The 22,886-nt window shown below is 63.1% G+C and carries 20 protein-coding genes and 2 pseudogenes; 7 read left to right on the forward strand and 15 right to left on the reverse strand.

The features are described 5' to 3' along the window. Positions 1 to 119 precede the first annotated feature (119 nt). Positions 120 to 2,255 (forward strand): multicopper oxidase family protein, encoded by a 2,136-nt coding sequence (locus GQ56_RS0102790; protein WP_081894805.1) that lies wholly within the window; start codon positions 120 to 122, stop codon positions 2,253 to 2,255. 300 nt (positions 2,256 to 2,555) lie between these two features. Beyond that, positions 2,556 to 3,221, forward strand: coding sequence for a DJ-1/PfpI family protein (locus GQ56_RS0102795; protein ID WP_031397192.1), 666 nt, complete (start codon positions 2,556 to 2,558; stop codon positions 3,219 to 3,221). Positions 3,222 to 3,417: 196 nt separating this feature from the next. Here GQ56_RS0102795 and GQ56_RS47165 read toward each other — a convergent pair. Further along, positions 3,418 to 3,523, reverse strand: a pseudogene (locus tag GQ56_RS47165) (IS3 family transposase); the annotation flags it as partial. 126 nt (positions 3,524 to 3,649) lie between these two features. Here GQ56_RS47165 and GQ56_RS0102810 point away from each other — a divergent pair. Further along, positions 3,650 to 3,871, forward strand: a pseudogene (locus GQ56_RS0102810) (transposase); the annotation flags it as partial. A gap of 95 nt (positions 3,872 to 3,966) precedes the next feature. Here GQ56_RS0102810 and GQ56_RS0102815 read toward each other — a convergent pair. After that, a complete protein-coding gene (locus GQ56_RS0102815; protein ID WP_031397195.1) occupies positions 3,967 to 5,088 on the reverse strand; it encodes a DUF2827 domain-containing protein in 1,122 nt (373 codons plus the stop codon). Positions 5,089 to 5,569: 481 nt separating this feature from the next. Between GQ56_RS0102815 and GQ56_RS0102820 the strand changes: the two genes are divergently transcribed. After that, positions 5,570 to 5,764, forward strand: a complete 195-nt coding sequence (locus tag GQ56_RS0102820; RefSeq protein WP_034196985.1) for a hypothetical protein — start codon at positions 5,570 to 5,572, stop codon at positions 5,762 to 5,764. A gap of 106 nt (positions 5,765 to 5,870) precedes the next feature. Here the strand turns inward: GQ56_RS0102820 and GQ56_RS0102825 are convergent, their stop codons facing one another. Beyond that, positions 5,871 to 6,935 (reverse strand): GlxA family transcriptional regulator, encoded by a 1,065-nt coding sequence (locus GQ56_RS0102825; protein WP_081894806.1) that lies wholly within the window; start codon positions 6,933 to 6,935, stop codon positions 5,871 to 5,873. 242 nt (positions 6,936 to 7,177) lie between these two features. Between GQ56_RS0102825 and GQ56_RS0102830 the strand changes: the two genes are divergently transcribed. Continuing rightward, on the forward strand, positions 7,178 to 7,564 hold the full coding sequence (locus tag GQ56_RS0102830; protein WP_031397198.1) for a VOC family protein: 387 nt from the start codon (positions 7,178 to 7,180) through the stop codon (positions 7,562 to 7,564). Here the strand turns inward: GQ56_RS0102830 and GQ56_RS43820 are convergent. From GQ56_RS43820 to GQ56_RS0102890, 11 genes are all read right to left on the reverse strand, one after another. Then, positions 7,551 to 8,024 (reverse strand): hypothetical protein, encoded by a 474-nt coding sequence (locus tag GQ56_RS43820; RefSeq protein WP_152601615.1) that lies wholly within the window; start codon positions 8,022 to 8,024, stop codon positions 7,551 to 7,553. The genes GQ56_RS0102830 and GQ56_RS43820 overlap by 14 nt on opposite strands. Positions 8,025 to 8,205: 181 nt before the next feature. After that, positions 8,206 to 10,896, reverse strand: coding sequence for an excinuclease ABC subunit UvrA (locus tag GQ56_RS0102845; protein ID WP_043301048.1), 2,691 nt, complete (start codon positions 10,894 to 10,896; stop codon positions 8,206 to 8,208). Between the two features lie 61 nt (positions 10,897 to 10,957). Next, on the reverse strand, positions 10,958 to 12,271 hold the full coding sequence (locus tag GQ56_RS0102850) for a replication-associated recombination protein A (protein ID WP_031397200.1): 1,314 nt from the start codon (positions 12,269 to 12,271) through the stop codon (positions 10,958 to 10,960). A 64-nt stretch (positions 12,272 to 12,335) separates the two neighbouring features. Beyond that, positions 12,336 to 13,655: an NAD(P)/FAD-dependent oxidoreductase gene (locus tag GQ56_RS0102855; protein ID WP_052001000.1), complete on the reverse strand. Its 1,320-nt coding sequence runs from the start codon at positions 13,653 to 13,655 to the stop codon at positions 12,336 to 12,338. A gap of 18 nt (positions 13,656 to 13,673) precedes the next feature. Beyond that, the gene (gene fghA / locus GQ56_RS0102860) at positions 13,674 to 14,504 is read right to left on the reverse strand and encodes an S-formylglutathione hydrolase (RefSeq protein WP_031397202.1); all 831 of its coding nucleotides are present in this window, start codon (positions 14,502 to 14,504) and stop codon (positions 13,674 to 13,676) included. A 69-nt stretch (positions 14,505 to 14,573) separates the two neighbouring features. Further along, on the reverse strand, positions 14,574 to 15,884 hold the full coding sequence (locus GQ56_RS0102865) for a DUF3422 family protein (protein WP_031397203.1): 1,311 nt from the start codon (positions 15,882 to 15,884) through the stop codon (positions 14,574 to 14,576). A gap of 32 nt (positions 15,885 to 15,916) precedes the next feature. Then, the gene (gfa, locus tag GQ56_RS0102870) at positions 15,917 to 16,495 is read right to left on the reverse strand and encodes an S-(hydroxymethyl)glutathione synthase (RefSeq protein WP_031397204.1); all 579 of its coding nucleotides are present in this window, start codon (positions 16,493 to 16,495) and stop codon (positions 15,917 to 15,919) included. A 60-nt stretch (positions 16,496 to 16,555) separates the two neighbouring features. Further along, a complete protein-coding gene (locus tag GQ56_RS0102875; RefSeq protein ID WP_031397205.1) occupies positions 16,556 to 17,665 on the reverse strand; it encodes an S-(hydroxymethyl)glutathione dehydrogenase/class III alcohol dehydrogenase in 1,110 nt (369 codons plus the stop codon). Between the two features lie 57 nt (positions 17,666 to 17,722). Beyond that, positions 17,723 to 17,998, reverse strand: coding sequence for a formaldehyde-responsive transcriptional repressor FrmR (gene frmR / locus GQ56_RS0102880; protein ID WP_031397206.1), 276 nt, complete (start codon positions 17,996 to 17,998; stop codon positions 17,723 to 17,725). A 332-nt stretch (positions 17,999 to 18,330) separates the two neighbouring features. After that, positions 18,331 to 19,938: a glutamate--cysteine ligase gene (gene gshA, locus GQ56_RS0102885; RefSeq protein ID WP_031397207.1), complete on the reverse strand. Its 1,608-nt coding sequence runs from the start codon at positions 19,936 to 19,938 to the stop codon at positions 18,331 to 18,333. Next, positions 19,931 to 20,686, reverse strand: a complete 756-nt coding sequence (locus tag GQ56_RS0102890) for a ZIP family metal transporter (protein WP_031397208.1) — start codon at positions 20,684 to 20,686, stop codon at positions 19,931 to 19,933. The genes gshA and GQ56_RS0102890 overlap by 8 nt, the downstream gene beginning before the upstream one ends. A 379-nt stretch (positions 20,687 to 21,065) precedes the next feature. Here GQ56_RS0102890 and GQ56_RS43825 point away from each other — a divergent pair, with 379 nt between their 5' ends. Beyond that, positions 21,066 to 21,374, forward strand: a complete 309-nt coding sequence (locus GQ56_RS43825) for a hypothetical protein (protein WP_152601616.1) — start codon at positions 21,066 to 21,068, stop codon at positions 21,372 to 21,374. Here GQ56_RS43825 and GQ56_RS0102895 read toward each other — a convergent pair. Next, a complete protein-coding gene (locus GQ56_RS0102895) occupies positions 21,348 to 22,286 on the reverse strand; it encodes a LysR family transcriptional regulator (protein WP_031397209.1) in 939 nt (312 codons plus the stop codon). The genes GQ56_RS43825 and GQ56_RS0102895 overlap by 27 nt on opposite strands. A 212-nt stretch (positions 22,287 to 22,498) precedes the next feature. On the opposite strand from GQ56_RS0102895, the gene GQ56_RS45490 reads away from it, so the two are divergent. Next, the gene (locus tag GQ56_RS45490; RefSeq protein ID WP_160257498.1) at positions 22,499 to 22,660 is read left to right on the forward strand and encodes a hypothetical protein; all 162 of its coding nucleotides are present in this window, start codon (positions 22,499 to 22,501) and stop codon (positions 22,658 to 22,660) included. The last annotated feature ends 226 nt before the right edge of the window (positions 22,661 to 22,886 follow it).

A 22,886-nucleotide genomic window follows, 5' to 3' on the forward strand; every position in this document is an offset into this window, starting at 1 on the left:
AGTATTCGTGAGCGATTTCTAGAATCAGTCTTAATACAAGGCTTGAAGATGCCGCTTTTTTCGGCATTTCACGGGGGCGCACAATGAAAGCGGCTTGCATCGCTCGATGGGCAGTGTTGATGCTTGTGGCCAACGAACCCGCGCTGGCGCAATTGGCCGCGCAGCCTTTTCTTCCGCCGCCAAAGCTGGCAGAGAAGGGGCCGCTGGAAGCGCCGGCGACAATCGAGAAGCAATCCTCTGCGACGACGTGCAATCCTTCGGGCGATATCACTCGTGACGGTCAGACCGTCACGCTGAACCTGCGCGTCGAGAAGCGAGAAAACAGGATCTACAACCCCGGCAATCCCAACGGAGCGGAGGATCGCGTCAGGCTGCGGTCGTATGGCGGCTGCCTTTCCGGCCCGCTGCTTGAACTGAAACCCGGCAACACGCTGCGGGTGAATCTTGACAACCGGCTGGACAAGAATGACCCGAGCTGTCCTGGCGGGCACGATCCGGCGGGCGGGAAGCCAGGCTGCTTCAACACGATCAACATGCATTTCCACGGACTGCATGTATCGCCTGCCGGAAACAGCGACAATGTCCTGCTCAACATCGGCCCGCAAACAAAATTCGAATACGAGATCAACATCCCGTCCGATCATCCATCGGGCACCTTCTGGTACCACGCGCACCGCCACGGCTCAACTGCGCTACAAGTCGCGAGCGGAGCGGCAGGGCCGCTGATCGTGCGCGGCAATCGGCGCTACGTCGGTGCAGCACCGGGAGACATCGATACAATCCTGCACGACGCCTCGGGACGGCCGATCCCCGAGCAAATCTTCCTCTTCCAACAGATTCCGTACGCCTGCTTCGACGACAAAGGCGAAATCATCCAGGCGAAAGGCCAATGGTTTTGTCCGGCTGGAAAGGTCGGTGTCGTTGAAGACTTCAACAAGCAACTCTCTTCGTCAACCGTATGGGACGACAGCGGCCGGTTCACAAGCATCAACGGCGTTGTCCAGCCGACGCTACGTAACGTAGCCGCCGGGGAAATTCAGCGCTGGCGCTTCATCCATGCAGGCATCCACGACACGATCAACTTGCAGATCGTGCCTATGGCCACCAATACGCCCGAGTCCCGGGCGGCACTCGCGGGCGTACTGGCGGGTTCGCGCAAGGAGCAGCTGGCCGCGATCGCGGCACTTTGCCCGGTGCTTGTGCCGGACACGAGCAAGCCTGTCGATCTGGTGCCACAGTTTGAAATCGCATCAGATGGCCTGACCCGTAAGGCCATACGCGCGATCGGCGTGGACAAGAAAAGCGTGAGCGGCGGCATCGGCAGCAATTTCCTGCAGCCGGGCTATCGCAGCGACGTGTTGATCGCGTTTCCGCGGCCAGGTACCTATTGCATCCTGAACCAGGCTGCAACGCCCGCGGAGCGCGCCAACGCTGGTTCCCATGGCGGCCAAGGCCCAACCGAGACGCAGCTGCTTGCAACGGTGGTCGTGTCGGGCGGCAAGCCGGTGGCGACTGGCGATCTCAAGACCTATGTCCAGCAGGCTCTCTACGACGGGAACAAGGCCGACAAATCGCTTCCACCCGCGGCCTTGAATGGACTGCTGGCTGGTGACTTGACACCCTGGCGTGCCATGGACGACCTCAAGAATGTGGCTGTCAACTCCGCTATGCAGAAGGTCGATTTCTTCATCGGCTATCCGCCCTCCCCGCCAGCGCCGCGTGTCACGCCACCCGCCAAGCCGGGTGAGCCCTGGACTGGCCCGTTCGGTTTCTACATCAACGACAAGGCGTACGATCCGGACCGCGTCGACTTCACGCGCCAAGTGGGCACCACGGACGACTGGGTGCTCACCTCGCAGGGCGAACCGCACATCTTCCATATTCATGTCAACCCGTTCGAGGTGATGGATGTCCGCCACGCGCCGCGAGGTGCGCAGCCCAAGAGCATCTTCGGTGCGAACGGAGAGTGCCTGGTTCCACCCAACGAAAACGGTCTGCAAAACCAGTATTGCGGGATGTGGCACGTCTTCAAGGACACCGTCTTCGTGCAGAACGACTACCAGGTGCTTGTGCGCACACGCTACGACCGTTACATCGGCGAGTTCGTTATCCACTGCCATATCCTCGATCACGAAGACGGCGGGATGATGACCAACATCCGCATTGTTCCGGATGCAACGGCCCCCGGCGGCGGCATCGGCATGGTTGGCATGAATCACGCGAACCACAACCATCCGACCGGCGACTTCCCCTAAGCCCGCGTCGGGGCTTCCACACACCGTGGCTTGGCGACACCACCGCTCATGCGTGCGGTGCTGATTGGCCTGCACCTTGATTTTTCTTTCGTCGAAATACCCCAAGGAGATATACATGGTATCCAGCCTGGCAGCTTCAGTCGTCGCCACTCCCACCCGGTATGGACCGCTTCCCGTATAAGTTGATGGGCAACCCCGCCATCGAGGTAAATATCCCGCTGGAGACGGACTAACGGACCCGGCGCGTCTTTGCGACAGGCGCCGCAGTGAGCCCTTCCCGGAGTGACCTGGAGGTACGCCATGACGCAAGAGCATCCGCCGTTCCACATCACGATCCCGATCTATCCCGGTGTTGACCTGCTGGACGTGGCCGCGCCGGTCGAGTTGTTCAGTTGGATGGCCGAAATCTGGACCACGCGGGCGACGACGATCACCCTGGCTGCGGAGCACCTGTCTCCGCTCAAAACTCGCGATGGCCTGACCCTCACGCCACAGCGCCGATTTGCCGACTACGCTGAGCCTGAATCCCAAACCCACTTGCTATGGGTACCAGGCGGGAATCCGAGTGCCCTGCAGCAGTTGATGCAAGGTGGCCCGTATCTGGACTTCCTGAAGGTGCAGAGCGCTGGCGCGGACTATGTCTCGTCCGTATGCGAGGGTGCCATGCTGCTCGCCGCCGCAGGTCTGCTCGATAACTATTGGGCGACCACGCATTGGGCGTTTATCCCTTGCCTCGGCCAATTCCCCGCGATCAAGGTAGCCGAAGGCTTCCCCCGCTATGTCATCGATGGCAACCGGATCACCGGCGGTGGCATTTCGTCGGGACTGGACGAGGCGTTGGCCATCGTAGAGTGTGTCGCAGGATCGGATGTCGCCAAGGAGGTCCAGATGACCACGCAATATTTCCCGCAACCGCCTTTCCAGCAAACCATCGTTCCTGCCACGCACTGCCCGCTCGATCCGTGATGCCGATGGCGACGCGCCTTGTTGACCTTCGTGGCACGGACTTTACCTCTGTCGCGTCGCTGGTACGACGGCTGTCGATCGACTACGTCGATCGCGATTTCTGGATCAAGACTTCACCTGAGGAGCTGGCTCTTCTCATGGACGCGATCGAGGTATCACTAGTGCTTCGGTCCGCACTTATCTGGCACCAGATGCATTTGTGATTCGCGAGCCAACCCTCACGCTGCAACAGCACGTGAACACGGCGATAGCCGTAGCGGCGCTTTTGTGCTCGCAATGGCGATCATCCGGTCGGTTACCCCGACGCAGATGGGCAATCTTCCCAAGGACACTTTTTCTGAGACGGGCGCCATGCAGTAGTCTCAGAAAAGATGTCCAAGTCCTTGATTTATCGAGGGTGCCAAAGACATCTCTTCTGAGAGCCCACAGTCGTGTACACCACGAATGCCATAGAAAGTTTGACCATGCAGTTGCGCAAGATCGTCAAGACACGTGGTCACTTCCCGAGTGACGAGGCGGCCATCAAGCTGCTCTGGCTGGCGCTGCGCAACGTGCTGGCCAAGGCCGTGCGGGCTGCGTTCGACTGGAAATCAGCAATGAACCAGTTTGCTATTCTGTTTGGTGAACGATTCACCCAGGCGCGTGGATAACGCGTTGTTCAACCGCCTCGCCCACAAAAATACGGACAGGTTCGATCACGAAGCGGATCAAGACGGCATCCCGACCAGCATCATCACGACGCAATTCACTCGAAAAGACCGCCCAGCAGCTTGTCATACGCCTCGATTTGCTTCGGGTTGGTCGACAAGAACTGCCCGATTATTTCACGTTGCCGGTTACGATAATCCTGCCAGTTTTCGTCGTGAGATTCGATTGCGCGTTCGAGTTGCCGGCAACCTTCTTCCGCGTCGTTTTTCTCATAGAAGTAGCCCAGCTCGCGGCAGAGGTAGGCATTGTGAACCAGCGCGTAACCGTTCCAGCAAACATCGAAATAGAAATAATTCAGGGCCAACCCCAGCTGATGCGATATGACGATATCGGTGTATTCCGAAAGGAACTGAGGGGTGTTGTAATAGCCCACGAAGCTGATTTTCGAATCCCGAACGAGATCCAGGTGATGCGCGATGCCGACGAATTCGGGGCTGTTCCTGGCGAGATGCTCGGTATTCGTCGCATGTACGTAGGAAATCTTTTCGCCCAGTTTCCGATAGCCTAACTCCGCGATCAACAGCGGATAGAGGCAGAACTTGGTGACGTCGATATTCGCTTCCATGATCGACAACCGCTTGGGTTGTCCGGTCGGACGATACTCCCCGCGATGCGGGAGCGCAGCCGATCGTTCCTCAACGCATATCGGATCCCAGACGAACGGCACCTCGCGAACGGGCTGGCGTCGCAATACGCTGAAGAAGCTTGCGCTGGTGTCGACCACTTGCGGGATGATCCATACCTGATCGTAGCGTGGGTTGATGAATACCGTTTCCGCATGCCGTCTGCCGAAAATCATGGCCTGCATCATGTGCACGTATTCCGGGCCGCAGCAATAGCTCACGACCTTTGTGCCGCGTGCCTGCAGATACTCGGTCTGCTGCAGATCGATTTGCCCCCCGAGCTCGATCAGAACATCGAGCGAGTCTTTTGCGTCGTCGAAGGAGCGGACTGGAAACTGCGTGATATCCCACGGAAGATCCGGCGTGATCTTGACGCTCGTGGTATTGACGAGCGTCACCCGATGGCCGAGCGGCGAGTGTTGGAAGAGCTTCATCAGATACAAGGCATTCTGTTTGATGCCATTGACCCAGAGACTCTCCGTCGCGTGATGAAGGCCGATTGTAATGCCGATGTTGAGCGATCGTGCCGAACTCATGGGGGGCTCCAGTGTGCGTATCAAACAGCGACTGAGATCATAGCGTCCCTTACTTTACGGGCTGTTAAGAACTGTCAAAATATTGAACTCGATCCGCCCCGGATTTGTGGAGACTCATATTCCCGAGTGAACCGGAACCCGCATCGGCCGATACGGCTCCCTGGATCCGGCACGTTTTCGGTGTTCTCCCGCCGGTGGCATCCGAAAGGCTGTTTTCCGCAGAAGATTGAGATCCCGTATCGCCCGGGGGCGTGACCGTGGCGACAGGGCGGGAGCACGCTTGCGACGCCGGGCGACGATTGTCGGTCGCGGTCTGGAAATCTTCTCGCTTCACCGGTTCGCTGTCCGTCTGCAATCCTGTCCAAAATCGTCCGCCGGCGGTCGATAGAATCGTCTTCATCCTGCATGCGGTTGAATCCATCAGCGGTCAACGCGCATGCGTGGCAGTCGCAGGATTCGCCCTTACGTGATGGAGTCGATGATGAAAGCCCTGATCAAAGCGCATTTGCTTCATCCGTCGGTGGTGCTTCCTATCGCCGCGTTGACGGAACTGATGGTCGAGCGGGACTTCAATCTGAGTCAAGTCGGGTTGATCGTCGCCGCGCGCGGCGCGCAGGCGATGGTGTCGTGCTCGCGTTCGCTCTTGTGTTGCCATCGGTGCGGCGCGGAAAGCTGATCGCCGCGAAAGGAAAGCGCGGCGCACCGGCCTGTGTCCGGTCGACGCAGCGCCGGGCAAGATCGCGCCTCTCTCGCTTCACGTCGCCGGAATCGCCGGCCCGGCTTCACGATGTCTTCAGGCTGGTCGTGGAGAAGCGCGCGCGATAGGCGCGCGGCGTCAGGGAGAAATGCCGGACGAATACCTTGCGCATTTGTTCCTCCGTCGGAAACCCCACGCGGGAAGCGATGGTCTTCAGCGGCAAATCGCTGTCCAGCAAAAGTGTCGCCGCCCGCTCGCAGCGGGTCCGAACCAGGTAGTGGGTCGGCGGCATGCCGACCTCTTCCTTGAACAGCCGCGTGAAGTTGCGCACGCTCATTCCCGCCTTCTCGGCCATATCTTCCAGCTGTAACGGTTTGCCCAGATTCGAGCTGACCCAGGTCTGAACGTCCCGGATCTCCGGGGCCGCGGTCATCTGGCTGTTCAACAGGTCGCTGAACTGCGACTGGCCGCCGGGCCGCTTGAGGTAGATGACCAGATCGCGCGCGACCGCCAGCGCGAGGTTGCGTCCGAAATCCTGTTCGACGAAGGCCAGGGTGAGGTCTATCGCCGCCGTGACGCCGGCGGACGTCCAGATGTTGTCCTCCTGAATGAAGATCGCATCGGCGTCGACCTCCACGGACGGAAACCGCTGCTGCAGCAACGTGGCGACGCTCCAGTGCGTCGCGGCGCGTCGGCCGCTCAACACGCCGGCCGTGGCCAGGAAGAAACTCCCGGAACACAGCGCCGCGAAGCGGCGGGCGGCGGACGACCGCCTGCGCACCCAGTCGACGAGGGCGGTTTCGCGTGCGACGGCCGATTCGATATCCAGCGCGCCCGCGATCAGTACCGTGGAGAGTGCGTCACGCTCGGGCAAGCCCGCGCTCACGTCCAGCGAAATCAGCGTGTCCGACGGAATGGCGCCGGGCGTCGGGGCCACGAGGTCGATTCTGTACCGCCTCGTATCGCCCTGCGCGGCGAGATGCCGGTTGGCGTAGCTCAGGACGCTTACCGGGCCGACGGCCTCCATCAGCTTGAATCCCGGATAGATCACGAGATGCACGGGGTGGGTCGACGCCGGCCCGGCCGCTCGTTGCGAATCCTCGGAAGGAAATTGGACCTTGGCGTGCTCGTCCTGCCAAAAGGGGAACATTTTTCAGACTCCGCGTAATTTGAAGGAGGGATCTTGGCCAGAATCATCCGGAACGTCTCAATAGAATCGATCTTGCTGGATGTGAGTTGGTGCAAGCCGGACGCGTCGACAAGCGTGTTCGATTTTCACTAATTCCAAGAGCGAGTGGCTCGGGATTTCAGTCACGGCTCGTGTCGCCTGCAGGCGCATCACCGAGATCGGTAGGATCGCTTGTTTTTTCATTTTCGTTGAGGAGTAGTATTGTGACCACGTTCACGCATATCACGGTTGGCACCAACAATCTGCCGGAAGCACGCGCGTTTTACGACAAGGTTCTGGCTACGCTCGGCTGGTCGCGTATCGCCGACCTTCCCGGCGATGTCGGCTCGATCTGGGGCGCAGGCAAGCCGTCGTTCTTCGTTCTGAAGCCGGCCAACGGCCAACCCGCGACGGTCGGCAACGGCGTCACGGTGAGCTTCGAAGCGTCGGATCGCGCGGCAGTCCAGGCATTCCACGATGCCGCACTGTCCCTGGGTCGACCCGACGAAGGCGCAGTGGGCCCGCGTGGCTGGGCGCCGCACGCCTTCGCCGCTTACACGCGCGATCCGGACGGCAACAAGCTGGCTGTTTACACCTTCACGCCGGCGTAACGCCGCGCGTGCCAGCGACTCCGGAGCGTATGCGCTTGCGTGGCACGGGTGCCTGCGAGTGACGATGTGCGTGGATGAGCGGCTTCCGGATGAGGGAAATCCGCGAATGCCGATCGTCGTGGCACGGGCGCCCGGATGAGCTGGTGCCGACTGCGTAACGGTCTGGCCCGAAGACAAGCGTCTTCGGGCCAGCCTGCGTAGCAGGGTGTAAGTCATTACCGGTCGGGTCATGCATGTTTTTCTCCGGTGACAGGCCGCCGAATTCGATGAAATCCGCTGCCGCGAATCGGGAAATGAAAACGAAATTCCCGGAATCGATTTTCATGATGAATTCGGTCAATTGAGCGGTTAAATCCAGTCGTATATTCGGGAGTGCCGTGATCTTTGCGTCATGCAAAAGATTGAGGAATTCCTGGCCGATGCATTTCGAATTCATGAATTCGATCGTCGATGTTTCCATGTCGTTTTTTCGGGCTGTGCGCTTGTCAGTCATCGTCGTCGGTTAAAGCGCGATGCCGGAACCGCAGGCCACATGACGTGAAGTGCATGTCACGCGCTGCAACCACGGTCGCCATGTCGCGGCCTCGGCCGACGGCCGGCGTTTGCCGACCGAACGGTGCCTCGCCGCGCAATTCAACTAACTAGGCCGGCGAGCGTTGCTGCTTGCGGCGACGTTCGGGAACGCCCGAGCCGGCTCTCGCCAGTTCCTGCGCAAGAAAATGCGCGGTGCGACTGCCAGGCGCCTGGGCCAATTGCCGGGGCGTTCCGGTTGCCACGACGCGCCCGCCTTCTTCGCCCGCGCCCGGACCGACATCGATCACCCAATCGGCCTGCGCAACCGCACGCATATCGTGTTCGATCACGACAACCGAATTGCCCGCATCGACGAGGCGTTGCAGTTGCACCAGCAGCCGGTCGGCGTCCGATGCATGCAGTCCCGTGGTCGGCTCGTCGAGCACGTAGAGATTGCGTCCGCGCTGGCTGCGCTGCAATTCCGTCGCGAGCTTGATGCGCTGCGCTTCGCCGCCGGAGAGTTCGGTGGCGGGCTGCCCCAGGCGCAGATAGCCGAGCCCGATTTCGTGCAGCAACTGCAGCGGCCGGGCCACCGCGTCTTCGTGAGCGAAGAAATCCCGAGCCTCGTCCACCGTCATCTGTAGCACCTCGGCAATGTTGCGGCCGTTCCAGAGGACCTTGAGCGTCGCCTCGTTGTAGCGTGCGCCGTGGCAGGTCGGGCAAGGCGCATACACGCTGGGCATGAACAGCAGCTCCACGCTGACGAATCCTTCGCCTTCACAGGTTTCGCAGCGCCCCTTGGGCACGTTGAAGGAAAACCGCCCGGCGTCGAAGCGGCGGCGACGCGCGTCGGGCGTGGCGGCGAACAGCTTGCGCACATGGTCGAACAGCCCGGTGTAAGTCGCCAGATTCGAGCGCGGCGTGCGCCCGATCGGCTTCTGGTCCACTTGCACCAGCCGTTGCACCGCGTCGAGATCGCCCGCCAGATGGCCGGCGGTGACCTCGATCACCGCAGGGCCCTCGCTGGTGCTGTCGGCCGCGTCGTCTTCGGGTTCGTGGCCCAGATGCAGAAGCACGAGTTCGGGGAGTGCCTGGGCGACCAGACTGGATTTGCCGGACCCCGAGATGCCCGTGACCGCCGTGAGAACGCCCAACGGAATGCGCGCGTCTACGCCATGCAGGTTGTGGCGATGAATGCCGCGCATCTCGAGCCATCCGGCGGGCTCGCGGCCGCGGCTCGGCGAAGCGGGAATCTCGTCGAACAGGTAGCGCGCGGTGCGGGATTCGTCGATCGCGCGCAGGCCGTCCGGCGTGCCGCTGTAGAGCACCCGGCCGCCGCGCTCTCCGGCATCCGGTCCGACGTCCACGAGCCATTGCGCGCGGCGCATCAGGTCGAGATCGTGCTCGACGACGAGCACCGAATTGCCGGCGTCGCGCAGTCTGTCGAGCGCGTCGTACAGGGCCTGGCTGTCGGAAGGATGCAGGCCCGCCGAGGGTTCGTCGAGGACATACACGACGCCGAACAGCATCGAGCTGAGCTGGGTGGCCAGCCGCAGCCGCTGCAGTTCGCCGGCCGAGAGCGTCGGCGTCGCGCGGTCGAGCGTGAGGTAGCCGAGGCCCAGTTCCCGCAATTGGCGCAAGCGTGCAACGACCCCTTGGGCCAGACGTTGCGCGGCGAGGCGTTTTTCCTCCGACAGCGCGGAGGTGCGACGCACGTCCGGCGTGACCGTGTGCGTTGCGCGACCCGATGCGGCACGCGCGTTGCGGTCGCGCCGGGTCGCTTCCCGGTCCGTGCCGGCGCCGGCCGCGTGCGCGCGGAAATCGCCCTGGGCGATCGGCTCGAGCAGGGACGCCAGGCGGTCCAGCGGCATCTGCATGAATTCGCCGATGTCCACGCCGGCGAAGGTCACCGAAAGCGCCTCGGCCTTCAGTCGCTTGCCGTGGCAAACGGGGCACGGCTTGCCTTCCATGAAGCGCGATACGCGCTTTCTCATCAGCGCGCTCTGCGTGTTGGCGAACGTATGCAGCACGTAGCGCCGCGCCCCGGTGAAGGTTCCCATGTAACTCGGCTCGAGTTTGCGCTTGAGGGCCGCCCGGGTTTCAGCCGGCGTCAGGCCTGCGTATACCGGCGCCGTGGGCGTCTCCTCGGTGAACAGGATCCAGTCGCGGTCCTTCTTCGGAAGATCCCGCCACGGCCGATCGACGTCGTAGCCGAGGGTCACCAGGATGTCGCGCAGGTTCTGCCCGTGCCAGGCCGGCGGCCATGCGGCGATCGCCCGCTCGCGGATGCTCAACGACGGGTCCGGCACCATCGTCGCTTCGGTCACCTCGTAGATGCGGCCGAGGCCGTGGCAGCTCGGACATGCCCCTTGCGGCGTGTTCGGCGAGAAGTCTTCGGCATACAGCATCGGCTGGCCGGCCGGGTACGCACCGGCGCGCGAATACATCATGCGCACCAGGCTGGACAGGGTCGTCACGCTGCCTACCGAGGAGCGCGCGTTGCTGGCGCCGCGTTGCTGCTGAAGCGCCACCGCCGGCGGCAGGCCGTCGATGGCATCCACATCCGGGACGCCCACCTGGTCGATCAGGCGCCGCGCATACGGCGCGACGGATTCGAAGTAGCGCCGCTGCGCCTCGGCATAGATCGTACCGAACGCCAGAGAGGACTTGCCCGAGCCGGAAACACCCGAGAACACCACGAGCGCGTTGCGCGGAATGGACACGTCCACATCCTTCAGGTTGTGTTCGCGTGCGCCGCGCACCTCCACGAAGCCGCTCATGGCGTGACCGGCCGGCTTGCCGGAAAAATCGTTGGGCATGATGTTCTTTTCCTACCGTTCGTGTCGGCGCCGAAGCGGCGCGAATTCGATGAAAGGCCGATCAGGACTTCCCGTTGCCGTCTGCCGCGGCATCGAGCGAGCGCAACCAGGCGAGCTTTTCCCCGATCCTGATTTCGGCCCCTTGATCGGCCGGCTGATACCAGGCCTGTCGCGCGACGCCGTCCGGGAAATAGGTCTGGCCGGCCGAATAGGCGTAGCGTTCGTGATGAGCATATCGATAACCCGCGCCATACCCCATCGTTTGCATGAGCCGGACCGGCGCGTTGCGCAGGTGCAGGGGAACGGGCCGCGACCCATCGCCCCTGACGAATGCCTTGGCGCGCTCCCACGCGATGCACGAGGCGTTCGACTTGGGGGCGACGGCGAGGTAGGTCACGGCCTGCGCAAGCGCCAGTTCTCCTTCCGGGGAACCGAGCCGGTCGTACGCTTGCGCCGCGCCGAGCGCCAGCTCCAGCGCGCGGGGATCGGCGTTGCCGATGTCCTCGCTCGCCATCACCATCATGCGGCGGGTGACCTGGCTCACATCGCCGCCGCCGTCGAGGATGCGGGCCAGCCAGTAGAGCGCGGCATCCGGCTGCGAGCCGCGCAGGGACTTGTGGAAGGCCGAGAGCTGCCAATGGAACTCGTCGCCCCCCTTGTCGAACCGTCGCAGTGACGGGCTGGCGGACAGTCCCGCGAATGCGCCGTCGACGGCTGTCCGGCCGGCCGCCGATGCCGCGAGCGCGACGTGTTCGAGCAGGTTCAGGAACCTTCTGCCGTCGCCGTCCGCGAAACCCGTGAGCAAGTCGAGCGCATCGGAATCCAGTTCGACGCCCTGGAGATGGGGGCGCGCGCGTTCGTAGAGTTGCTGTAGCGCGTCGTCGGCCAGCGGCTCGAGCGTATACACCTGTGCCCGCGAGAGCAGCGCGGAGTTGATCGCCAGCCCCGGATGTTCGGTGGTCCCGCCGACGAGCGTCAGCAGGCCGGATTCGACATGGGGCAGCAACGCATCCTGCTGGGCCTTGTTGAACCGATGGATCTCGTCGATGAACAGGACCGTCGGCTGCCCGTGGCTGTCCAGCGCGGCCTGGGCGTCGTCGATGGCCTGCCGGATGTCCTTGACCCCCGCGAGCACCGCGGAAACGGCGATGAACCGGCTGCGGGTGACGTTCGCGGCCAGCCGCCCCAGGGTGGTTTTGCCGACGCCCGGCGGGCCCCACAGGATGAACGAGTGCAGCTTCCCGGCGTCGGACGCGAGGCGCAGGGGCCTTCCCGGCCCGAGCAAATGCTGCTGCCCGACGAAATCGTCGAGCGTCGCGGGACGCACAAGCTCTGCCAGAGGGGGCGTCGGCCGGGTGGTGAACAGATCGACCAAGATTACCTCGCGAACGTCGACATCTCTGGCAGATTGGGGGGCGGGCGAACGCAGCGGCGCTGCTTCAATCCCGGGGGCTGGACCGGCCGAATTCCAGCTTCGGCGGCACGCCTTCGGCTTCCTTGCCGCGGCGCATGATGAGACGGGAGCCGCGATAGCCGATGCTGTGGTTCCACACCCAGCTGATCGCGACGCTGAGGCGATTCTGCACGCCGATCAGGAAATAGATGTGCGCCAGCTTCCAGACCCACCACGCGATCGCGCCGCGCAACTTGATCCGCCCCATGTCGATGACGGCAAGGCTGCGCCCGATCGTCGCCAGGTTGCCCTGGTGCCGATACCTGAACGGCTTGGGAAGCGCGTCGCCCGACAGTCGGCGCTTGATCAGGTCCGCGACGTACGCGCCTTGCTGCTTGGCTGCCGGCGCGATGCCGGGCACGAACTTCCCGTCGGGCATCGGCACGGCCGCCGTGTCCCCGATCACGAAGATTTCCGGACGATCGGGCACGGTCAGGTCCGGGCGGACCAGAACCCTGCCGGCGCGATCGGCGTCCGCGCCCAACCAGCGAGCCGCGGGCGACGCCTGTACGCCGGCCGCCCAGACGATCGTCCTGGCCGGCAGCGATTTCCCGCCGTAGATCACGCCTTCCGCGGAGCACTCGGTGACGGGCGCACCGAGTTCGACGTCGACGCCGAGCTTGCCGAGTGCGCGACGCGTATATTCGGAAAGATCCTCGGGGAACACGGGCAACAGCCGGGGGCCCGCTTCAATCAGCACGACACGCGTGGCGCGAGGATCGATATGGCGAAAATCGCGCGCGAGGGTGTCGCGGGCCAGTTCGGCGATGGTGCCCGACAGTTCGACGCCCGTCGGGCCGCCGCCGATGATCACGAACGTCTGGAGGGCGGCGCGCTTCGCCGGGTCGCTTTCGCGCTCGGCTTCTTCGAACGCGACGAGGATGCGACCGCGAATGGTGGTGGCGTCTTCCAGCGTCTTCAGACCGGGGGCGAACGCCTCCCACTCGTCATGTCCGAAATACGCATGCCGGGCGCCCGTCGCGAGGACGAGCGTGTCGTACGAGAGCCGCGACCCGTTGTCGAGTATCACTTCCCGCGCGTCGCGGTCGACGCCTTCCACTTCCGCCATGAGCGTCTGGACTTCCGGGCGCTTGCGAAAGAGGTAACGGATCGGCCACGCGATTTCCGAGGTCGACAGCGATGCGCCCGCCACCTGATAGAGCAGGGGCTGGAACAGGTGATGGTTGTGGCGGTCGACAATGGTGATGTCGACGTCGGAATGGGCCAGGCCGTTGACGACGTCGAGTCCACCGAAGCCCGCACCGACGATCACGACGTGATGTCGTTTGCCTGAGGCCTTGAACATGATTCGCTCTCCTCTCGCTCAGCGCTTCAGCGCGGACGCGTGGTGTGCAATGTGCTCGCCGATGAAGCTGGCGATGAAGTAGTAGCTGTGGTCGTGGCCCGGACGCAGGTTGAGCTGGAGCGGGTGACCGACGGCCTCGCATGCTTCGCGCAGCAGCTCCGGCCGCAGCTGCTTTTCGCGGAACTCGTCGTCGAGGCCCTGATCGACCAGCAGCGGCAGGCGTTCCTGCGCGGTACGGACGAGTTCGACGGTGTCGTACTGCTTCCACGCCGCCTGGTCGTCTCCGAGATAGGCCAGCAAAGCCTTCTGCCCCCAGGGAACCCGGGACGGCGCGACGATCGGCGAGAACGCCGATACGCTTCGATAGCGGCCCGGGTTGCGCAGCGCGGCGACCAGCGCCCCGTGCCCGCCCATCGAATGGCCGCTGATGCTTCTCGCATCCGTGACGGGGAAGTGGGCTTCGATCAGCGCGGGCAGTTCGTGGACGACGTAGTCGTACATCCGATAGTGGGCGGCCCACGGAGACCGCGTCGCATTGACGTAGAAGCCCGCCCCCTGGCCGAGGTCGTACGCGGCGTCGTCGGCGACGCCTTCGCCGCGCGGGCTCGTATCGGGGGCAACGACGACGATGCCGTGCTCGGCCGCGTAGCGTTGCACTGCGGCCTTGGTAATGAAATTCTGTTCGGTGCAGGTGAGACCGGACAGCCAGTAAAGGACCGGCAGCGGTTGGCTTGCCGCCTGCGGGGGCAGGTACACGCCGAAGCGCATCGTGCAGCCGAGCGTGACGGCGCGGTGTTGATAGACTTCCTGCCAGCCGTCGAAGCTGGCGTGATGTTCAACGCGTTCCATGCGTTTTCTCCTAATGTGGGCAGAGGGTGTGGCCGTGATGCATCCCGGCGACAGTCGGTCGAGTGCGCTTCAGTGTTTCGTGTCGCTGTGCGAATGCTTGATGCGACGGACGGTCCACCAGATCGCGAGGACGACGACGGGTACAAGAACGGCAATGGCGAGTTCCGGGGCCACGATGTCGTGAATGCCGGGTACGCCTTTCAGAAGATCGGCAATCAGACTCACGACGTAGTACGAGATCGCCGCGACCGACAACCCTTCCACGGTCTGTTGCAGGCGTAACTGCAGCTTGGCCCGGTTGTTCATCGAAGCCAGCAGATCCCGGTTCTGTCGCTCGAGTTCGACATCGATCCAGGAGCGGAGCAGCGCGATCGATCGTGTCAATTTGTCGGACAGCTTGGCCTGGCGCTCCTTCACCGACCGGCAGGTGCGCATCGCGGGGGCGATGCGCCGATGGAGAAAGTCATGCCAGGTGTAGAAGCCCGGAACGGCTGCTTCGGCAAGCGACGCAAGCCGCTCTTCGACGATGTCGTAGTACGCGCGGCTCGCGCCGAACCGGTAGAGGTTCGCCGCCGCGCCGGCCTCGAGTTCCGCTGCCAGATCCGTCAGATCGGATAGGAGAACTTCATTATTCCGGCGTGCGCTGGAACGCATCAGGTCCGTTATGTCGGCGAGACGGCCCTCGATACGCCGAAGCTCCGACGTAAGGGATCGGGTCAGCGGGAGCGCGAGCAGCGCCAGCGTCCGGTAGTTCTCGATTTCGATCAGCCGCTGCGCGAGCGCACCGGCGCTTGCCTGCGTCAATCCGCGATCCAGGACGAGGATGCGCGTCAGGCCGTTTTCATCCTGCCGGAAATCCGTCACGATCGCGGCCGCGCCGTCCTCGACGAGCGAATAGCACAGGCCGACGGGGTCGAAGCGCCCGACTTCCTTCTCCGCGTCGGGTGTCCACGGCAGCAGGTCGAGACGGATGCCGCAGATGACCGGGCCGGGCGGCGTGAAGCCGTGCCTGAACGGATCCTCGCCCGCGGGCGTCATCGTTTCGAGAGAGAGCGGAGCGCTCCAGAGATACGTGGAGAACTCCGTGTGCTTTTCGCAATGGAGATCGCCCTCGTTCCATGCAAGGGCATGAAGCGGTGCGCCCAGCGTCTGCGGAGCGATTCCCAGGCGATCCGACAGGGCGGTCAGGGCGGCACTGTCCCGGCTCATGTCCCCTTCGGTCAGGAACGCGAACTGGACCAGCGTACGAGGTGCCTGAATGAGGAGATGCGGGCGGGCGTGTACCTCGCCTACGGCAGCCGCCCGATCTTCGTGAGCCGGCATGCCATATACGGTCGGGGAGGGGTGTTGGGCCGTATTGGCTGGGATGGGCTCATTCATCATGACCTCGTGTCTACATGGTTCGAAAGGGATCAGGCTTCGCGGTAGGTGCCTTTCTGTTTCGCCGCGTGAATGGCCAGGGCATCCATCAGGCCAGGAGAAAGACAGTCGTACGGCTCGAGCTGGAGTTCGTGCAGCCTGCCGCGAATCTCCGCCATCTTCGAAGGCGGGGTGCCGCTTTCGATGACCGACGAAACGAACGCGGCGAAGCGGGGTTCCGACCAGCCCTCCTCGGGGGAGAGTTCGGTGTGAACGAAATCGAGGCCGTAGAACGCGTGCTGCGGGTTTTCGATGCGACCGAACATATGGACGCCGCATTCCCGGCAAGCATGGCGTTGAATCGCCGCATGCTCGTCGACGACCTGAAGCTTTTCCGGATGCGCGATCACACTCACCTTGTCGCGCGGCACGACCGCGACCAGGGCGAAGGTTGCACCGGCGGGTTTCCAGCATTTGGTACAACCGCACGCGTGGTTGTGCAACGTCTGTGCGGCGACTGCAACTTCGACCGTGTCGCTCGGACAGTGGCACCGGAGTACGCCGCCGGCAAAGCCGGGGTGTTCGGGACGGCGCCCGTCGTCAACGGACGGATGGATGGAAATGGCACTCACGATGGCTCTCCTTGGGGAGGGAAAGACTGCGCGGCGCGATGCCGCGCAGTCGGGCCGACATCAGTAGTGAATGACCGTACGAATCGACTTGCCTTCGTGCATCAGGTCAAACGCGTCGTTGATCTTGTCGAGACCCATGGTGTGCGTGACGAAGGGGGCGAGATCGATCTCGCCTTTCATCGCGTCTTCCACCATGCCCGGCAGTTGCGTACGCCCCTTGACGCCGCCGAATGCGGAGCCTTTCCAGACCCGGCCGGTCACCAGCTGGAACGGACGGGTGGAGATTTCCTTGCCCGCACCGGCCACGCCGATCACGATCGACTGGCCCCAGCCGCGGTGTGCCGATTCGAGCGCGGCACGCATCACGTTGACGTTGCCGATACACTCGAACGTGTGGTCGACACCCCAGCCGGTCATCTCGACGAGGACTTCCTGGATCGGCTTCTCGTAGTCGCGCGGGTTCAGGCAGTCGGTTGCACCGAACACGCGTGCCAGCGTGAACTTCTCCGGGTTCGTGTCGATGGCGATGATGCGCCCCGCCTTGGCTTGCCGCGCACCCTGGATGGCCGCAAGACCGATACCGCCGAGACCGAAGATGGCGACCGAGTCGCCCGGCTGAACCTTCGCGGTGTTGTGAACCGCGCCGATGCCGGTGGTGACGCCGCAACCGAGCAGGCAGACGTGCTCGTGATTGGCCTGCGGATTGATCTTGGCGAGCGAAACTTCCGCGACCACGGTGTATTCGCTGAACGTCGAACACCCCATGTAGTGGAACAGCGGCTGCCCGTTGTACGAGAAGCGAGTCGTTCCATCCGGCATGAGCCCCTTGCCCTGGGTCGCGCGGACCGCCACGCACAGGTTGGTCTTGCCGGACTTGCAGAACAGACATTCGCCGCATTCCGCCGTGTAGAGCGGAATGACGTGATCGCCGGGTTTCACGCTGGTGACGCCTTCGCCGACTTCAACGACGACGCCGGCACCCTCGTGGCCGAGAACGGCGGGGAACACGCCTTCCGGATCGTCGCCCGACAGCGTGAAGGCATCGGTATGACACACACCGGTATGCGTGATCTTGACGAGAACTTCGCCCTTGCGCGGCGGTTCGACGTCGATCTCGACGATTTCCAGCGGCTTGCCGGGCCCGAAGGCAACAGCTGCACGTGATTTCATGATTTCGCTTCCTTGACTAAGTTAGGTCTCCGAAACCTGACGCCACCCTGGCGTCGGCTAACGGAGATAGGACCGAACGATAGAGATGGTTTCCTCGATGGACTTCTTCTGCGAGTCGGTAGCGGCTTCACTCTCCGGGAACTCTTCTCGCAGATAGCTTTCCAGGACGGCCGCCATCAAACCGTTGACCGCACCCCGGACGGCCGCAAGCTGCTGAAGAATCGCAGCGCATTCTGCGTTTTCTTCGAGCGCCTGCTCAAGAGCGATCGCTTGCCCGCGAATACGGCGAACCCGGGTAAGCGCTTGCTTCTTTTCTTTGGGACTGTAAGGCATGGTCTCTTTCCTGTCGGTAGATGGAAATATACTATACTCCCGCATAGTATGGAAGTGCGTGATTGGGTGGAATTTACACCTGCAGCATGCGCACCCCGAGAGTGTACAAGAACTGCCCCGGAGTATCCCTTCTCCGGGGTAGTCCATCCGGCCGCCGGCCGCCGTCCGGACCGGGGGGCGATCCTCGCGAGGATCGTCTTCGGTCAGCCCTTGGCGGCGCGTCGTGACGCCTCTTCGGCATCCGCCTGCCGGGGAAACCCGGGTGAATTCAGGACAGGCCGGTGACGGCGTTTGAATTCACGGCGGGCTCCATCGGCCAAGCGTTCACCGGGTCATATCCATGCCTCGGCCGTTTGCTGTTCAAGCGCCAGCATGGCGGCCTGATGCATGTTCACGAACTGGTCGAAATCGTCTGTTTCCTTCGCCTCCAGGCGCAACTGTTCCGCTATCGATTCGTGCGCCAGCGCTTCGAATTCCTGTCGGGCCTCGTCGGGCAGCGCCCGAGCCCGGAAGTACCCGGCGTGCAGCCGGCTTTGCTCCATCGCAAGGCGGTCGAAACTCATGGCGCCTTCGCTCATCGCGGTCAGCACCCGAGCCGACGGCGTCAGAAACGGGTCCTCGACCTTGGCGTGCTGCGCAAGCAGCGCCTGCCGATACGTCGCGCCTTCGTTCGTGCGAGTGCGATCCAGCAGATCGGCAACCGGCGCGATCTCCACAAGCAATTCGTTCGCCCATTCCCGCAGTGAGATCGATCGGCCGCGGCGCTGAAGTTTCAAATCCCAACGGCGCCCCTCGGTCGCCACCGCATGAGCGTTGGCCGTGCTCTCGGCGTGATCGCCGGCGCCCATCGAAGGGCTCTCGCTCATCGCGCAGTAGAACAGGAACGCGTCGAGGAAACGCGCCTGGGGCAAATCGATGCCCAGCGGCAGGAACGGGTCGACGTCCAGGTTGCGCACCTCGACGTACTGGACGCCGCGGGCCGCCAGGGCCTGAATGGGCCGCTCGCCGGCGCGTGCGATGCGCTTGGGCCGGATGCTCGCGTAGTGCTCGTTCTCGAGCTGAAGAATGTTCGTGTTGAGTTGCACCCATTCGTCGTCGAGGTGAGTGCCGATCGTTTCGTATTCCGGGTAGCGCGTGCTCGCGGCCAGCCGGAGGCTGTCGAGATGGCTCGCCAGGCTGTTGTAGCAGGGTGCAATGCCGGCCTGCGCGTTGCTTTGATAGCCGAGATCGCTCATGCGCAGGCTGGTCGCGTCGGGGAGATACACGGTCTCGGCGTCGAACCGGTCGAGGCGGCGCGCCGCGTCGCGAAGGAAGCGTGTGCCGACCGCCGGCGAGGCGCCGAACAGATACAGCAGCAGCCAGCCGTATCGACGGAAATTGCGAATCAACGCCATATACCCTGACGATTGCGCGTCGTGGCTGCGCTCGCCGGTATCCGCTGCTTCCAGCAACACAGGCCACGCGGCCTCGGGCAAGGAAAAGTTGTAATGGATGCCGGCGATGCACTGCATCGCCCGTCCGTAGCGGAGGGCGAGGCCCTTGCGATAGACGTGCTTGAGCCTGCCGGTGTTCGACGTCCCATATTCGGCAATGGGAATCTCTTCCTCGGACGGCAGCGTGCAAGGCATCGATGCGCTCCATAAGAATTCGTCGCCTAGGGTGGTATAGGCGAAACGATGTAGCGCATCAAGTCTCTCGAGGGCGCGAGCCGGGTCGGCCGATGCCGGCGTCACGAACTCCAGCAGGGATTCCGAATAGTCGGTGGTGATCTGCTTGTGCGTGAGCGCGGCGCCAAGTGCTTGCGGGTGCGGGGTGCGGGCCAGATGGCCCGCGCTCGTGACGCGCAGGCTTTCCCGCTCGATGCCGCGAAGACCCTGGCCGAGCAGCGGCAACTGTTCGCCGAGAATGCGCAGGCGACGGGTAAGCGTTTCGTTACTCATGAGCGATCCCGCCGACCAGCGCGACCAGTGCGATGCCGAGGAGCAACCAGACCATCTGGGCCGAGGTTTCCCGGCTTGTCTGACGTTGTTGCAACCGCGGGATCAGGTTGGAGAGTGCGACGTAGATGAAGCTGCTGCCGGCCAGGGTCACCAGGAACGGCTGCCACGTCTGCAGCCGGCTCGCCAGGAAATAGCCGGCGACGCCGCCGAGCGCCGTGATCGACCCGGCCATCGAAACCTTCAGTCGCGCCGGGCCACGACGGCCGCCTTCGCGCAGCACCACGAGGTCGCCCATGTGATGCGGGACTTCATGCACCAGGACCGAGATGGCCGCGACGATGCCAGCCCGAACGTCGGCGACCAGCGCGGACGCAATGAGCACCCCGTCGCCAAAGCCGTGGACGCCGTCGCCGATCAGCAGCGGCCATCCGGCGCCACGGTGACGGTGGTCGACAGGGTGAGGCTCGCGATGCCGCAGTGCGACCTTGCTCAGCAGAAAGAAGAAGACGAGGCCGACGAGCAGGGTCAGGAACAGCGCTTGAACATCGACCTTGCTCTCGAACGCTTCGGGCAGCAGGTGCGTGAACGCCGTCGCCAGGAGCGTGCCCGTCGCCAGGCTGAGCAGACGCTGTTGCGCGTCGCTGTCGTCATGACCGGCCGACCGGGTGCGCACCGTCAACAGGTCCGCCACCCAGACGCTACCGACTCCCGCCCCTAACGTGGCGACGATGATGATCATTAACGGCATAACGCTCGGGCAAGGTGAGAAGAAACGGGATCGAAGGACGGTACGGACGGGCCGTCGCCCGGACGCACGACGCGCGAGGCGATTGCCATCGGAACGGCCGGGCGATCGGCGCATCGTCATTCGTATACTATAGTGGAGTATAGATAATTGGAATGGCCTTGCGCAAATTCTGTTCGCTGTCGATCCCGGCGTGGTGCAGTTGCCGGGCGCCTCGTGGGGCTCCGCGCGGCCGGTTGCATGTCGAACGCATCCGGCGGGAAACGCGGGGCGTCCGGCTGCGGGCCGCATGGAGCGGATGATCTTCGCGGGCAACGCGGCATCGCGGCAGGTGTCATGAGCCATGGAAGCCTCTCGGCCCGTGAACGTGGCAAGGAGATCGATGTCTTGCAAAGCAACCGGACGTATTACGACGATCGCCGGACGGGTGTTGCGCGAGGTTCCGTTCCGGAGGCGGAGAAGCGACGATGCGTTTTCAGAAATTGTCCGACGAGATCAGGGGGGCATTAGTGCGACAAATACGGAATTCACTCAGCCGGTTTTTCAGACGGCATCGAGTGGATGGCGTAAAGCGCACGCTTTCGATAAAAATCGCAGCTTGTGCGCAGCCGGTCAAACTGGAAAATTCTATGAAGAGATAGATTTTTTCTTTGAAAGACTTTCGTTATTTGTCGGAATTGGCCGGATCTGATAGCTTTGGGCGCAAGCTGCGATGGGCAGCGAGAAGCGCCTGTATCGGTGCGGCAACTTCTTCGGTATGAACCATCTCCAGTAGCGCGTTCGATGTCGTCGATTCGAGCCCGCGTCGGGTGGCAACGAATCCGACACTGGCCTGCGCGCCGGCTCCGCTCACGGCAAGCGCCTGAAGATGGGGGATCTGCCTGAGCCGGGCCGCGAGGGATTGCGGCAGCACCGTGGCGTATTTGCCCGACGTGACGTGGGCCACGAGCACTTCCAGCGAGTCCGTGCATATCGCTCTCGCGCATTGGGCGAGCTGAGTTTGCGCGCTCCGTGGAATGGCGGAGTCGAGCAGGCACAGCGGAAGTTGCGCGACGTGATTCCACGTTACGTTTCTCGGTTGCGGCTCGATGCTGGATTGGAAGGCGAAGATGCGTTCGCGATACAGCAGGTGCGTATCGAAATTTTCATCGACGAAATCCTCCAGATAGGCGAAGGCAATGTCGAGGGCGCCTTCCCTCAAACAGGTGGACAAGGTGATGGAATCGGCGGTCGTGATGGATTGTTCGAGCAGCGGGATCTTTTCGGCGAGGGCGACGCTCAGAATCGGCGCGACCGCGGACATGCCGGGGAGTACGCCGAGGCGGAACGGCCCTTCGATTCCACGGTGCAGCGCCGACAGCTCGCGCCGCAGCCCCTTGCAGTCCTCATGCATCTGTTGAGCCCATGCCAGTACCAGCGTCCCTTCCTTGGTGAGTCCGTCGTAGCGCTTGCCGTGATGCACGATCTGGGTGTCGAGGTCCTTCTCCAGCTGCTTGATGCCGGCGGAGAGGGTGGGCTGAGAGACGTTGCAGCTTTGGGCGGCTCTACCGTAGTGACCTTCCCGGTTCAGGGCAATGAGGTATTCGAAGTTTCTGACGATCATGTGTTCCTCTTCTGATGATTCGGTCGAACCCGGTTCGGCAAACATAGCGCACGCCGAAGCCGGGCGCACCTCATGGGATTCCGCATGTGAGCATGCGAGCGCGAGCCGGAGCTTGCCTGTCATCTGCGTGCGGAGCAACGGTATGTGGAATGACGTCGCTTCCGCGGTGGCCTGCCGGAAGGTCGCATCCTGGTGTCGTGCCGGAGGGCGGGATGCCGTTGCGCATCGTGGCGATCGGATGTCGGCGGCAATTCGCCGGCGGCACGTCCGGTTTTGCTCCAGCCGCCGGGACGGCGGCGGGCAATGCCGCGCTCGCGCGGCCATCGGCGATCGATGTTCGGCCCGGCAAACGCGCTGAAGCGCCACCGGCCTGAAGCGGGGCGGCGCGGAAAGCATGCTTGCAATCGACTTCAGATCAACCAATTTGAAAGGATTGCATAGTAATTCGGCAGTGTGTGATGAAGCGAGTCGTCCAGACGGGTTCCGATCGCGAAGGCGAGCCGGGACGCCGTGCGTTCCGCATCGAACCGTCAGGATTCGTCGTGTTTTTCAATAGGCCGTACACGCTTGCATGGCGTGGGCTAACCAGGAGGACTGGCA

Origin of the sequence: Burkholderia paludis (genome assembly GCF_000732615.1) — a bacterium.
GTDB lineage: Bacteria > Pseudomonadota > Gammaproteobacteria > Burkholderiales > Burkholderiaceae > Burkholderia > Burkholderia paludis.

Bases quoted from the DNA above. Each gene is read 5' to 3' on its own strand.
- GQ56_RS0102825 (WP_081894806.1), bottom strand. From the start codon at position 6,935: ATGTTCCCCTTTTGGCAGGACGAGCACGCCAAGGTCCAATTTCCTTCC.
- GQ56_RS0102855 (WP_052001000.1), bottom strand. From the start codon at position 13,655: ATGTTCAAGGCCTCAGGCAAACGACATCACGTCGTGATCGTCGGTGCG.
- gshA (WP_031397207.1), bottom strand. From the start codon at position 19,938: ATGAGTAACGAAACGCTTACCCGTCGCCTGCGCATTCTCGGCGAACAG.
- fghA (WP_031397202.1), bottom strand. From the start codon at position 14,504: ATGGAACGCGTTGAACATCACGCCAGCTTCGACGGCTGGCAGGAAGTC.
- frmR (WP_031397206.1), bottom strand. From the start codon at position 17,998: ATGCCTTACAGTCCCAAAGAAAAGAAGCAAGCGCTTACCCGGGTTCGC.
- GQ56_RS45490 (WP_160257498.1), top strand. From the start codon at position 22,499: ATGCCGTTGCGCATCGTGGCGATCGGATGTCGGCGGCAATTCGCCGGC.
- GQ56_RS0102875 (WP_031397205.1), bottom strand. From the start codon at position 17,665: ATGAAATCACGTGCAGCTGTTGCCTTCGGGCCCGGCAAGCCGCTGGAA.
- GQ56_RS0102865 (WP_031397203.1), bottom strand. From the start codon at position 15,884: ATGAATGAGCCCATCCCAGCCAATACGGCCCAACACCCCTCCCCGACC.
- GQ56_RS0102890 (WP_031397208.1), bottom strand. From the start codon at position 20,686: ATGCCGTTAATGATCATCATCGTCGCCACGTTAGGGGCGGGAGTCGGT.
- GQ56_RS0102845 (WP_043301048.1), bottom strand. From the start codon at position 10,896: ATGCCCAACGATTTTTCCGGCAAGCCGGCCGGTCACGCCATGAGCGGC.
- GQ56_RS43825 (WP_152601616.1), top strand. From the start codon at position 21,066: ATGTCTTGCAAAGCAACCGGACGTATTACGACGATCGCCGGACGGGTG.
- GQ56_RS0102820 (WP_034196985.1), top strand. From the start codon at position 5,570: ATGAAAGCCCTGATCAAAGCGCATTTGCTTCATCCGTCGGTGGTGCTT.
- GQ56_RS0102815 (WP_031397195.1), bottom strand. From the start codon at position 5,088: ATGAGTTCGGCACGATCGCTCAACATCGGCATTACAATCGGCCTTCAT.
- GQ56_RS0102795 (WP_031397192.1), top strand. From the start codon at position 2,556: ATGACGCAAGAGCATCCGCCGTTCCACATCACGATCCCGATCTATCCC.
- GQ56_RS0102790 (WP_081894805.1), top strand. From the start codon at position 120: ATGCTTGTGGCCAACGAACCCGCGCTGGCGCAATTGGCCGCGCAGCCT.
- GQ56_RS43820 (WP_152601615.1), bottom strand. From the start codon at position 8,024: ATGGAAACATCGACGATCGAATTCATGAATTCGAAATGCATCGGCCAG.
- GQ56_RS0102895 (WP_031397209.1), bottom strand. From the start codon at position 22,286: ATGATCGTCAGAAACTTCGAATACCTCATTGCCCTGAACCGGGAAGGT.